Annotated in this window: 14 protein-coding genes and 1 pseudogene; 12 read left to right on the plus strand and 3 right to left on the minus strand. The window is 64.9% G+C overall.

Going from position 1 to position 10,986, the window contains the following annotated elements; genetic code table 11:
* Nucleotides 1-43 precede the first annotated feature (43 nt).
* The gene (locus C2U70_RS31480; RefSeq protein WP_140982522.1) at nucleotides 44-856 is read right to left on the minus strand and encodes a class I SAM-dependent methyltransferase; all 813 of its coding nucleotides are present in this window, start codon (nucleotides 854-856) and stop codon (nucleotides 44-46) included.
* A 197-nt stretch (nucleotides 857-1,053) separates the two neighbouring features.
* On the opposite strand from C2U70_RS31480, the gene C2U70_RS31485 reads away from it, so the two are divergent.
* Entirely contained in the window at nucleotides 1,054-1,410 is a 357-nt protein-coding gene (locus C2U70_RS31485) for a hypothetical protein (RefSeq protein ID WP_140982523.1), read from the plus strand.
* 123 nt (nucleotides 1,411-1,533) lie between these two features.
* Here C2U70_RS31485 and C2U70_RS31490 read toward each other — a convergent pair whose 3' ends face one another.
* Nucleotides 1,534-1,938, minus strand: a complete 405-nt coding sequence (locus C2U70_RS31490) for a (R)-mandelonitrile lyase (protein ID WP_140982524.1) — start codon at nucleotides 1,936-1,938, stop codon at nucleotides 1,534-1,536.
* 18 nt (nucleotides 1,939-1,956) lie between these two features.
* Nucleotides 1,957-2,655 (minus strand): ribonuclease activity regulator RraA, encoded by a 699-nt coding sequence (locus C2U70_RS31495; protein ID WP_140982525.1) that lies wholly within the window; start codon nucleotides 2,653-2,655, stop codon nucleotides 1,957-1,959.
* A 242-nt stretch (nucleotides 2,656-2,897) separates the two neighbouring features.
* Between C2U70_RS31495 and pxpB the strand changes: the two genes are divergently transcribed.
* The 11 genes and pseudogenes from pxpB to C2U70_RS31550 all read left to right on the plus strand — a co-directional run.
* Complete coding sequence (gene pxpB / locus C2U70_RS31500) at nucleotides 2,898-3,629, plus strand: 5-oxoprolinase subunit PxpB (RefSeq protein ID WP_140982526.1); 732 nt, start codon at nucleotides 2,898-2,900, stop codon at nucleotides 3,627-3,629.
* On the plus strand, nucleotides 3,626-4,684 hold the full coding sequence (locus tag C2U70_RS31505) for a biotin-dependent carboxyltransferase family protein (RefSeq protein WP_140982527.1): 1,059 nt from the start codon (nucleotides 3,626-3,628) through the stop codon (nucleotides 4,682-4,684). Before pxpB ends, C2U70_RS31505 begins: the two co-directional genes overlap by 4 nt.
* Nucleotides 4,681-5,451, plus strand: a complete 771-nt coding sequence (locus C2U70_RS31510) for a LamB/YcsF family protein (protein ID WP_140982528.1) — start codon at nucleotides 4,681-4,683, stop codon at nucleotides 5,449-5,451. Before C2U70_RS31505 ends, C2U70_RS31510 begins: the two co-directional genes overlap by 4 nt.
* Nucleotides 5,452-5,457: 6 nt before the next feature.
* Nucleotides 5,458-6,099 carry an HAD family hydrolase gene (locus tag C2U70_RS31515; protein ID WP_140982529.1) on the plus strand — a complete coding sequence of 214 codons (642 nt, stop codon included), beginning with the start codon at nucleotides 5,458-5,460 and terminating at the stop codon, nucleotides 6,097-6,099.
* 154 nt (nucleotides 6,100-6,253) lie between these two features.
* Entirely contained in the window at nucleotides 6,254-6,991 is a 738-nt protein-coding gene (locus C2U70_RS31520) for a TetR/AcrR family transcriptional regulator (protein WP_140982530.1), read from the plus strand.
* Between the two features lie 38 nt (nucleotides 6,992-7,029).
* Nucleotides 7,030-8,058, plus strand: a complete 1,029-nt coding sequence (locus C2U70_RS31525) for an amidohydrolase family protein (protein ID WP_140982531.1) — start codon at nucleotides 7,030-7,032, stop codon at nucleotides 8,056-8,058.
* 1 nt (nucleotide 8,059) lies between these two features.
* Entirely contained in the window at nucleotides 8,060-8,755 is a 696-nt protein-coding gene (gene ligK, locus C2U70_RS31530) for a 4-carboxy-4-hydroxy-2-oxoadipate aldolase/oxaloacetate decarboxylase (protein WP_186294585.1), read from the plus strand.
* A 40-nt stretch (nucleotides 8,756-8,795) separates the two neighbouring features.
* Entirely contained in the window at nucleotides 8,796-9,455 is a 660-nt protein-coding gene (locus tag C2U70_RS31535; protein WP_246666916.1) for a substrate-binding domain-containing protein, read from the plus strand.
* A 42-nt stretch (nucleotides 9,456-9,497) separates the two neighbouring features.
* The gene (locus C2U70_RS31540; RefSeq protein WP_140982534.1) at nucleotides 9,498-10,430 is read left to right on the plus strand and encodes an amidohydrolase family protein; all 933 of its coding nucleotides are present in this window, start codon (nucleotides 9,498-9,500) and stop codon (nucleotides 10,428-10,430) included.
* 15 nt (nucleotides 10,431-10,445) lie between these two features.
* Nucleotides 10,446-10,835, plus strand: coding sequence for a protocatechuate 4,5-dioxygenase subunit alpha (ligA, locus tag C2U70_RS31545; RefSeq protein WP_140982535.1), 390 nt, complete (start codon nucleotides 10,446-10,448; stop codon nucleotides 10,833-10,835).
* Nucleotides 10,836-10,986: pseudogene (locus C2U70_RS31550) on the plus strand (protocatechuate 3,4-dioxygenase); the annotation flags it as partial.

The raw sequence follows: 10,986 nt of genomic DNA on the forward strand, positions 1-10,986 counted from the left end.
TGCGGCGGCCAGACCTGGACGCGCGTGAACTGAGCGGGCCCGTTTAGGCCATCGCCTCGATCACGTGGGCCTGGATCTTGGCTGAGATCTCGCCCTCGCCATGTCGCGCGATGATCACCTTTGTCGCGTGAGCGGTCGCAGCCTCCAGCGCGTCCGCGCGCCGCGCCTCGATCTCGCCGCGCAGCGGCGTGCCCTGGCAGTAGGCGGTCGCGGCAAGCTGCGGAGAGATGGCCTGATTGAGATCAGACCGCGTTTCGATCGTCACGCCTGAAAAGCCTGCGGCCAGCACGTCGCGGCGGATTTTTGCGGTATCGTGATAGCCATGCGGCGTGCGCGCGAGGAAGCGCGGCGGATCGTCCGGGAAGAACTCGGCCATTGCGTCGGTGACATCTGCTGCAATGACGTTGTCCTCGATCCTGTCCCAGACGTTGAAGATGAAAACGCCGTTCGGCCTCAGCACGCGTCGTGTCTCCTGATAGCCCTTGACGCGATCCGGAAAGAACATCGCGCCGAACTGGCAGCAGATGAGGTCGAATGAGCCATCCGGAAACGGCAGCGCCAGCGCATCCGCCTGGCGCCAGGTCAGGCGCGCATCGTCGCCTTGCCGTTGCCGCGCATGGTCGAGCATGGGCTGATTGAGATCGGTCACCACGTAAGTGGCATCAGGTGAAAGAACGGCCGCGACCGCGCGCGTGACCGCGCCGCTTCCCGCCGCTGTCTCCAGCACGGCCTTGGGCGTGCGCGCGGCAACGCGACGCGCCATGTCGTCGGCATAGCCCTGGAAGATCAGGGGGACCATGTAGCGGTCGTAGTTTTCCGGCACCGAGCCGGCGAACACCTTGTCGGACTCAGGCATCGACGCTTCCCTTTGCGAACAAGCCCATCAGGATGCACGCAACAGGGCATGGCGGCAGCGCCTTGTCACGTTGCGCTGCACAGAATGCGGCCAAGCGTGCGCCATGTCACGCCCATGGAACCGGCGTGACAGTCCTCACATCGGCCCGATCCGTCCCATGGCAAGTTCCCCTCACGTTCAACCCATAGGGGCGAGCCATGAATTATTTTCGCAAAGGCCTTTTGATCAGCCTTCTTCTCATTGCCCTGCCGGTCGTGCAGGCGCGCGCGGCGACCACAAGCTTTGACGGCGCCTGGAATGTCCGGATCGCCTCGTCGAGCGAAGCTTGCGGCAACGGCGCAACCGTCTCGATCGGCATCAGCAACGGTCAGGTCGCTTCCAACGGCGCCGCGATGTCGGCCTCCGGCCGCGTCGCCGACGCCGGCAGCATCAACGTCACGCTCAGCAGCGGCATCAAGCGCGCCGTCGGTTTTGGCCGCCTGTCCGGCACGTCCGGTTCGGGCACGTGGAAGGGCCCGATGTGCTCGGGCACCTGGACCGCGGAGAAGATGTAATCTCTCGTGTCCCGGACGCGGTGCGGCATGAAATGCCGCTCCGCCGAGCCGGGACCCAGCTTGTGTGTAGGCCCCGGATCTGCAGCGCACCGCTTCGCGTTGCGCAGCGTCCGGGTACGAGACTTAGCCCACCGGCGCGGAGTAGTCCGCGTCGCTCACGGGCTCCAGCCACGTGGAATAGACACCGTCGAGCGCCTCCTGCATGGCGATGTGGCACATGCTGTTGTTCGGGGTGGCACCGTGCCAGTGCACCTCGCCCGGCGGAATCCAGACGGTGTCGCCGGGCCGGATTTCCCGCACGGGCCCGCCCTTTTGCTGCACGCGGCCGACGCCTGAGATCACGTAGAGCGTCTGCCCGAGCGGATGGTGGTGCCAGTTGGTGCGCGCGCCGGGCTCGAAGGTGACGCGCGAGCAGTTGAGCCGCGCCGGCGCGGGCGCCATGATGACGGGGTCCTGCAACACGGTGCCCGTAAAATGTTCCTTGGGCGCGCGGCGGGTCGGCCGCGAGCCTGCGACGGTGATCTCCATGTGTATCCTCGCTTCCTGTTACTTCTTGCTGGCCGCGTAGCGCGCCTTGGTCTCGGCGTTCATGGGATAGAGGCCCGGCAGCACCGCGCCATTGTTCACCTCGTTGACGATCCAGGCTTCCATCCGCTCCTGCTCGACGCCCTCGTTGAGCACGTGGTCGAGCATCGCCTGCGGGATCAGCACGCAGCCGTCCTGGTCGGCCACGACGATGTCGTTCGGAAACACCGCGACGCCGCCGCAGCCGATCGGCTCGCCCCAGCCGACGAAAGTGAGGCCCGCGACCGAAGGCGGCGCGGCATAGCCGTCGCACCAGACCGGAAGATTGGTGCCGAGCACGCCCTCGAGATCACGCACCACGCCGTCGGTGACGAGTGCAGTCACGCCACGCTTGACCATGCGCGCGCAGAGGATGTCGCCAAAGATGCCGGCATCGGTGATGCCCATGGCGTCGACCACCGCGATGCAGCCCTCGGGCATCGCCTCGATCGCGGTGCGGGTCGAGATCGGCGACGACCAGGATTCCGGCGTCGCCAGATCCTCGCGCGCCGGCACGAAGCGCAGCGTGAAGGCCGGCCCGACCAGGCGCGGCAGCCCCGGCTTCAGCGGGCGCGCGCCGCGCATCCAGACGTTCCGCAGGCCTTTCTTGAGCAGGACCGTGGTGATGGTGGCTGTCGTGATGCCGGCGAGGGTCTTTCGGGCTTCGGGTGAGAGCGACATGGAAGAGGACGAGCTCCGGATGGGCGGTGAAGTGAGCGCGCATCTTGCGAGGCGCAGCCTTGCCGTCAAGAGCCAAAACCGAAGTGCTGCAAGGCGTTTATGCGATGCGATAACAAGGCTTTATCGTCCTGCCTTGGATTAATTTATTGGACTTGGATGCGCATTTACGCGAAGCAAAGGGACCTTCGCGCGAAACGCGGGATTCCACCCGCAATTCCAGAAAAGGCGGATTCCGACAGGCTATGGCCGCGACGTTTTCACCGCCCCGCCTTCTGCCGAGTGGCGACAGTGCCATGACGGTCGAGTACAGCCGCAGCATCGACGATGATGCCAACCAGGCGGTGCTGGCGCTGGACCGTGCACTCACCGACGCTGACATCGACGGCGTCACCGAGTCCGTGCCGACCTACCGTTCCCTGCTCGTGCATTACGACCCCGGCAAGATCGGCTACGACGCGCTCGGCGAAAAGCTGCTCGCGCTCGCAAGCCAGCCTGCGCCGCCGACTGCGAAAACGCGGCGATGGCGCGTGCCCGTGGCTTATGGTGGCGAGCACGGCATCGATCTCGAGGATGTTGCGAAAGCGCTCAACACCACGCCCGACGACATCGTGGCCCGCCACGTCGCGGGCGACTATCGCGTGGCCATGATCGGCTTCACGCCGGGCTGGTCCTACCTCAGCGGGCTCGACAAATCGCTGCAGATGTCGCGCCGGCAAAATCCGCGGCTCTTGACGCCGGCCGGCACGATCGCGATCGGCGGCATCCAGACCGGCATCCAGTGCCTTGCAGGTCCGAGCGGCTGGCATCTTCTGGGCCGCACGGCCGTGCGCACCTACCAGCTTCACCGGAATCCGATCTTTTTGACCGAACCCGGTGATCGCGTGACGTTTTTCGCAGTCGATCACAAGACCTTTGCGGAGCAGGACAAGGCCGCCGAGGCCGGCGAGATCATTGCCGAGCAGGTTAGCGCATGAGCCGGCTGATCGTCGCCAGCATCGGGCCTGCAAGCTCCGTCCAGGATGGCGGCCGGCCGGGCTCACAGCGCTATGGCCTGACGCCGAGCGGCGCGATGGACCGGCTGGCGCTGGCGGCCGCCAACTGCCTCGTCGGCAACGCGCTGTTTGCCGCGGGCATCGAGATCGGCCCGTTCGGCGCCTCCTTCACTGCGCGTGACGGCGCCGTGCGTGTGGCCATTGCCGGCGCGCCGCGCAATGCCGACATCGGCGGACGTCCCGCCGCATTCGAAAGCTCGGTGACGCTGAAAGACGGCGAGACGCTGACACTCGGCTTCGCGCGCGGCGGTGCCTTCAGCTATCTCGCGATCGAAGGCGCTATCAAGGGCGAGGCCGTGTTCGGCAGCCTCGCCGTGAATGCCCGCGCCGGTCTCGGCAGCCCCTACCCGCGCCCGCTGCAGGCGGGCGATGAGTTTGCCGTCGATGCCGCAAGCGGCGCGCCGGAGCGGCGCATCGAATTGCCGAAGGCCGTAAGCGGACCGATCCGCGTCGTGCTGGGCCCGCAGGACGACGAGTTCGACGATGAGAACAAGGCGCTGTTCCTCAACAGCGACTGGAAGATCTCGGCGACGTCGGATCGGATGGGCTACCGGCTCGAAGGCCCCGCCATAAAACATCTGCACGGCCACAATATCGTCTCCGACGGCACCGTGAACGGCAGCATCCAGGTGCCCGGCAACGGCGCGCCGATCGTGCTGATGATGGATCGCGGAACCTCAGGCGGCTATCCGAAGATCGCAACCGTGATCACATCCGATTTCGGCCGCTTCGCGCAGACTTCGGCGGGAACGCCGTTCCGCTTCAAGGCCATCAGCATGGCCGAGGCTCAGGACGAGGCGCGCAGGTTCGCAGGCCTCTTGCGCAGCCTCCCCGACCGGCTGCGGTCGAGCGACACCGTCGCACTCAACATCGAAGCCCTGCAGGATGCTAATGTCGCGGGACATGCGGTCAACGCCATCGACGCCGCGACATGGCACGGCCACGCATCAGGCGAGATAGCGGAGGACAGCCCATGAAGACGATCGATCTCAATTGCGACCTCGGCGAAGGATTTGGCGCCTGGCAGATGGGCAATGACGAGGCGATGCTCGAGCTCGCAACGTCGGTCAACGTCGCCTGCGGCTTCCATGCCGGCGACCCCGACATCATGCGGCGAACGGTGGAGCTTGCGAAGGCGCGCGGCGTGTCGATCGGTGCCCACCCCGGCTATAACGATTTGCGCGGATTTGGCCGCCACCCGATCCTCGGCCTGAAAGCCTCCGAGATCGAGAACCTCGTCGCCTATCAGATCGGTGCGCTGCAGGCGATTGCGACTGCGGCCGGCCACAAGGTCACGCATGTGAAGGCGCATGGCGCGCTGTCGAACGTCGCCTGCGAGGACGACATGACGGCAAAGGCGATCGCGGCCGGCATCAGGGCGGTCGACCCAAATCTGATCTTCGTGGTACTCGCCAATTCAAAGCTGGTGAAGGCCGGAGAAGATGCAAACCTGCCGATGGTGCACGAGGTGTTTGCCGACCGCGCCTATGAGGATGACGGCAATCTGGTTTCGCGCAAGAAGCCCGGCGCCGTCTTGCACGACGCCAAGGCGATTGCCGATCGCGTCGTGCGCATGGTGCAGGATGGCGCCGTGGTCTCGGTCACCGGCAAGGTCATCAAGATGCGCACCGACACGGTCTGCATCCATGGCGACACGCCCGGCGCGGTGGAAATCGCGCGCAATTTGCGCGACGCGCTCAAGGCCAGCGGCATCCAGGTCGCGCCGTTCAAGCGTGCGGCCTGATCCCCGATGGCGCGCGAGCACGTGGCGGCGGCCGGGCAGATCAAGCTCGTCCTGTTCGACATGGACAACGTGCTTTGCCATTACAACCGACAGGCGCGTGCGGCGTATCTCGCCCGGATAGCGGGGTCTTCGCCCGATCAGGTCTATGAGGCGATCTGGGGAAGCGGGTTCGAATTCCTCGGCGACAATGGCGCACTCGATGCCGCCGATTACCTGCGCGGCTTTGGCGAGCGGCTGAACTACCCACTATCGCTGGATGAATGGCTGGCGGCGCGACGCCACGCCATGCCTCCGGATATGGCGGTCCTCGAGATTGTCGGCAATCTCGCCGGATCTGTGAACGTTGCCGTTCTGACCAACAACACGACGCTCGTCGCCGATCACATCGACGTTCTGTTCCCGGAATTGCGCCCTCTCTTCGGCGCCAAGATATTTGCAGCGGCGCGGTTCAAGGTCGCCAAGCCCAACCCTGACTGCTACCGCCTCTGTCTCCGGGAATTGCAGGTTCCGCCTGCCGCCGTCCTGTTTGTCGACGACCATCCGGCCAATGTCACCGGCGCACGCGACGCGGGCCTGTTTGCGCATCACCATACGACAGCCGAGGCGCTCAGGCAGGCTCTCGTCGCGCACGGAATCCTCAGCGCCTAACGACCGCCGCGAGGCCTACCCGGCCGGGAATTCTCCAGTGCTGGTCGTAACATGAGCGGCGAAGCTAAACCTGCGTCCTGCATTGTCGGAACCCCGACCCTGCCCACAGGCCTTGTTGACTTGTCCGACTTCTTTGTACAATAGTACAAGGAACATGGTACAGAAGCCCACCCGGAAGGAAACGGCGCGCAAACCGAACATGCGGGAAGCCATTCTCGCTGCCGCGGAGGAGCTGTTTTCGGTCAACGGTTTCAACGCCGTCTCGGTGCGCGACATCGCCCAGGCTGCCGGCGCCAATCCGGGCAGCGTCACCTATCATTTTGCGACCAAGGACGGCCTGCTGCTGGAGATCTACCAGCGCCATTGCGGCCCGATGAACCAGCGCCGCTCCGAGCTGCTGTCAGCGGCCCAACGCGTCCGCGATCCCCAGGACCGGCTCGAGGCGATCGTCCGCGCCTATGTGCTGCCCGCCTTCTCCTCCGGCAGCGACCTCGCCGGCGGCGGCGCCCGCTTCACGCGGCTGCGCGCGATCATGTCGGCCGAGAGCAACGACGTCGCCCGCCGCATCATCGCCCAGACCTTTGACGACACCAGCCACGCCCTGATCGACGCGATCGGCGCGTGCCTGCCAAATGTCCCGCGCACCGAGATCGTGTGGCGCAGCCATTTCCTGCTCGGCGCGCTCTATTACACGCTGGTGACACCCGATCGCGTGTCGCGCCTGTCGCGCGGCGAAGCCAACGGTGCGGACGCGGAAGACGCGATCGAACAATTGGTGCGGTCCACGGTTGCTTCGTTGCAAGCGCCCGCGCTCGACCGCCCCGCAGTGGCGCGACCGCGGCCTGCGCCGGTCACCAGGACGCCCGCCGACGCCACGCACGAGCCGCGTTGATCGAGGCAGGCCGTACAAAAAACTGAAGGAGAGGTCACGTGATCATCGACGTCCACGGACACTATACGACCGCACCCAAGGCCCTGGAAGAGTGGCGCAACCGCCAGATCGCCGGAATCAAGGACCCCTCCGTCAAGCCGAAGGCGAGCGAGCTGAATATCTCTGACGACGAGCTGCGCGACTCCATCGTCAACAACCAGCTCAAGCTGATGAAGGAGCGCGGCAGCGACCTCACCATCTTCTCGCCGCGCGCGAGCTTCATGGCCCATCACATCGGCGATTTCGAGGTGTCCTCGACCTGGGCCGCGATCTGCAACGAGCTGTGCCACCGGGTCGCAAAGCTGTTCCCGGACCACTTCATGGGCGTCGCGATGCTGCCGCAGTCGCCCGGCGTCGATCCCAAGACGTGCATTCCCGAGATCGAGAAGTGCATCAACGAGTATGGCTTCGTCGGCATCAACCTCAATCCCGATCCGTCCGGCGGTCACTGGACCTCGCCGCCGCTCTCTGATCGGCACTGGTATCCGATCTATGAGAAGATGGTCGAGCTCGACATCCCCGCGATGATCCACGTCTCGACGAGCTGCAATGCGTGCTTCCACACCACCGGCTCGCATTATCTGAACGCCGACACCACGGCGTTCATGCAGTGCCTGACGTCCGACCTGTTCAAGGATTTTCCCAAGCTGCGCTTCCTGATCCCGCATGGCGGCGGCGCCGTGCCGTATCACTGGGGCCGTTTCCGCGGGCTGGCGCAGGAAATGAAGAAGCCGCTGCTGAAGGACCACCTCCTCAACAACATCTTCTTCGACACCTGCGTCTATCACCAGCCCGGCATCGACCTGCTCACCAAGGTGATCCCGGTCGAGAACGTGCTGTTCGCCAGCGAAATGATCGGCGCGGTGCGCGGCATCGATCCGGAGACCGGATTCCACTACGACGATACCAAGCGCTACATCGAAGGCGCCAAGACGCTGACCGCGGAAGATCGCCACAAGATCTACGAAGGCAACGCCCGCCGCGTCTTCCCGCGCATCGATGCCGCGCTGAAAGCGAAGGGCAAGTAACATGAGCGCTGCGATGAACGACCTTGGAATTGTGAAGCGCAACATCGTGCGGGCCGACAAGGCGGCCGTCGAAAAACTCTCGCGCTTTGGCGTTGCGACCATCCACGAGGCGATGGGCCGCGTCGGGCTGATGCAGCCCTATATGCGGCCGATCTATTCCGGCGCGCAGATCTGCGGCACCGCCGTCACCGTGCTGCTGCAGCCTGGCGACAACTGGATGCTGCATGTCGCCGCCGAACAAATCCAGCCCGGCGACGTCGTGGTCGCGGCCTGCACGGTCGAGAACACCGACGGCTTCTTTGGCGATTTGCTCGCAACCTCCTTCCGCGCCCGCGGCGCAAAGGGCCTGATCATCGACGGCGGCGTCCGTGACGTGATGGATCTCACCGAGATGAAATTCCCTGTCTTCTCGCGCGCGATCAGTGCGCGCGGCACAGTCAAGGCGACGCTTGGCTCGGTCAACATCCCCGTCATCTGCGCCGGCGCACGGGTCAATCCGGGCGACGTGATCGTTGCCGACATGGACGGCATCGTCGTGGTTCCAGCCGCGGTCGCCCAGCAGGCGGCGGATGCGGCCGAAGCGCGCGAGAACAACGAGGCCGACAAGCGCGAAAAGCTCGCGAGCGGCGTGCTCGGGCTCGACATGTACAAGATGCGCGAGCCCCTGGCCAAAGCCGGGCTGAAATACATCGACTGAAAGCTGGACCATGGCCGCACGCGTAACTGGCATCTCCTCAATGGCGACCCGTCAGATCCTGGCGGAGCTGACCGGCGCCTATGAGAAGAAGACGGGGCATTCGGTTGCGATCGAATCCGTCGGCGGCGTCGATGCGGCCAAGCGCGTGCGCGCCGGCGAGGCGTTCGATATCGTCGTGCTCGCCGAGGATGCGTTGAAGCAGCTCGAGGCGGACGGCTTCCTGAAGCCGGGCAGCCGGGTCGGCTTCGCGAAGTCAGCCATGGCGGTCGCGATCCGCGCCAAGGCCGACCGTCCGGACCTCCGAAGCGAAGCCTCGCTCAAGTCTGCCGTGCTGGCCGCTCGCTCGATCGGCTACTCCACGGGGCCGAGCGGCGACCACCTGCTGAGCCTGCTCAAGAAATGGAACATCGATCAAGCGGTCGCCGAACGGCTGGTGAAGGCGCCTCCCGGCATCCCCGTCGGCACGCTGGTGGCGCGTGGCGAGGTCGAGCTCGGCTTCCAGCAATTGAGTGAATTCCTGGATGTGCCTGATATCGAGATCGCCGGACCCCTGCCCGCCGGCGCCCAGTCGGTCACGACCTTTGCCTGCGCGATCTGCGCCAAGGCCACCAATGAGACCGGCGCGCGCGAGCTGATCACCTATCTGGCGTCAGCGGAGGCGGAAGCGCCCAAGCGTCGCCAGGGCATGGAGCCGGCCTGAGCCGGCTTCAGGCCCAACGAAACACGAGAGAGGTAAGCGTTGATGTCGAAACCTGTGACCGGGCCGTTCGAAAAGACCCCGGGTTGGCTTGACTGGTACACCGGGCCATCAAAGCCGCGCTTCGCGGTGCCGGCGGGCGCGGTCGATGCGCATTGCCATGTGTTCGGCCCCGGCGGCGAATACCCCTACGCGCCCGAACGCAAATATACGCCGTGCGACGCATCGCGCCAGCAGCTCTACGCACTGCGTGACCATCTCGGCTTCTCGCGCAACGTCGTGGTGCAGGCGACCTGCCACGGCGCCGACAATCGCGCCATGATCGACGCGCTCGTTCATTCCGGCGGCAAGGCCCGCGGGGTTGCGACCGTCAAGCGCAGCGTCACCGATGCCGAGCTGCAGGCGATGCATGCGGCCGGCGTCCGCGGCGTGCGCTTCAACTTCGTCAAGCGCCTCGTCGACTTCACGCCGAAGGACGAGCTGAACGAGATCGCGGCGCGGATCGGCAAGCTCGGCTGGCATGTCGTGATCTACTTCGAGGCCGTGGACCTGCCCGAACTCTGGGATTTCTTCACGACCTTGCCGACCACTGTCGTGGTGGATCACATGGGCCGGCCCGACGTGTCCAAGCCGATCGACGGTCCCGAGTTCTCATTGTTCCTGAAGTTCATGCGGGAGCATCCCAACGTTTGGTCGAAGGTGAGCTGCCCGGAGCGGCTGTCGGTCGCAGGACCGCCGGCGCTCAATGGAGAACAGAATCCCTATAAAGACGTCATTCCTTTCGCACGCCGCGTGGTCGAGACCTTCCCGGACCGCGTGCTCTGGGGTACCGATTGGCCGCATCCCAATCTGAAGGGGCATATGCCTGATGACGGCCTTCTGGTCGATTTCATCCCGCATATTGCGGTCACGCCCGAATTGCAGCGCAAGCTCTTGGTCGACAATCCAATGCGGCTGTACTGGCCAGACGAATCCTAGAGAGGAGATCATCCGATGTCACTCGACAAACCCTACAAGGACATTCCCGGCACCACCATCTTCGACGCCGACATGTCGCGCCAAGGCTATCACCTCAATCAGTTCTGTATGTCGCTGATGAAGGCGGAGAATCGCACGCGCTTCAAGGCCAACGAGCGCGCTTATCTCGACGAATGGCCGATGACCGAGGAGCAGAAGCAGGCCGTGCTCGATCGCGACCTCAATCGCTGCATCGCGCTCGGCGGCAACATCTACTTCCTGGCCAAGATCGGCGCGACCGACGGCAAGAGCTTTCAGCAGATGGCCGGCAGCATGACCGGCATGACCGAAGAACAGTACCGCGACATGATGGTGAAGGGCGGCCGATCCATCGAGGGTAACCGCTACACCGGGGAGAAGAAGTAAATGGCCCACATCAGCGCAAGCGTCTACACGTCCCACATCCCCGCGGTGGGCGCGGCGATCGACCTCGGCAAGACCGGCGAGCCCTACTGGCAGCCGGTGTTCAAGGGCTACGAGTTCTCCAAGCAGTGGATGAAGGACAAGAAGCCCGACG

Origin of the sequence: Bradyrhizobium guangdongense (genome assembly GCF_006483445.1) — a bacterium.
Lineage (GTDB): Bacteria > Pseudomonadota > Alphaproteobacteria > Rhizobiales > Xanthobacteraceae > Bradyrhizobium > Bradyrhizobium guangdongense_A.

What these genes read in the sequence shown, in the direction of transcription:
- C2U70_RS31480 (WP_140982522.1), bottom strand. Translation starts at nt 856, where the DNA reads ATGCCTGAGTCCGACAAGGTGTTCGCCGGCTCGGTGCCGGAAAACTAC.
- C2U70_RS31485 (WP_140982523.1), top strand. Translation starts at nt 1,054, where the DNA reads ATGAATTATTTTCGCAAAGGCCTTTTGATCAGCCTTCTTCTCATTGCC.
- C2U70_RS31490 (WP_140982524.1), bottom strand. Translation starts at nt 1,938, where the DNA reads ATGGAGATCACCGTCGCAGGCTCGCGGCCGACCCGCCGCGCGCCCAAG.
- C2U70_RS31495 (WP_140982525.1), bottom strand. Translation starts at nt 2,655, where the DNA reads ATGTCGCTCTCACCCGAAGCCCGAAAGACCCTCGCCGGCATCACGACA.
- pxpB (WP_140982526.1), top strand. Translation starts at nt 2,898, where the DNA reads ATGGCCGCGACGTTTTCACCGCCCCGCCTTCTGCCGAGTGGCGACAGT.
- C2U70_RS31505 (WP_140982527.1), top strand. Translation starts at nt 3,626, where the DNA reads ATGAGCCGGCTGATCGTCGCCAGCATCGGGCCTGCAAGCTCCGTCCAG.
- C2U70_RS31510 (WP_140982528.1), top strand. Translation starts at nt 4,681, where the DNA reads ATGAAGACGATCGATCTCAATTGCGACCTCGGCGAAGGATTTGGCGCC.
- C2U70_RS31515 (WP_140982529.1), top strand. Translation starts at nt 5,458, where the DNA reads ATGGCGCGCGAGCACGTGGCGGCGGCCGGGCAGATCAAGCTCGTCCTG.
- C2U70_RS31520 (WP_140982530.1), top strand. Translation starts at nt 6,254, where the DNA reads ATGGTACAGAAGCCCACCCGGAAGGAAACGGCGCGCAAACCGAACATG.
- ligK (WP_186294585.1), top strand. Translation starts at nt 8,060, where the DNA reads ATGAGCGCTGCGATGAACGACCTTGGAATTGTGAAGCGCAACATCGTG.
- C2U70_RS31535 (WP_246666916.1), top strand. Translation starts at nt 8,796, where the DNA reads ATGGCGACCCGTCAGATCCTGGCGGAGCTGACCGGCGCCTATGAGAAG.
- C2U70_RS31540 (WP_140982534.1), top strand. Translation starts at nt 9,498, where the DNA reads ATGTCGAAACCTGTGACCGGGCCGTTCGAAAAGACCCCGGGTTGGCTT.
- ligA (WP_140982535.1), top strand. Translation starts at nt 10,446, where the DNA reads ATGTCACTCGACAAACCCTACAAGGACATTCCCGGCACCACCATCTTC.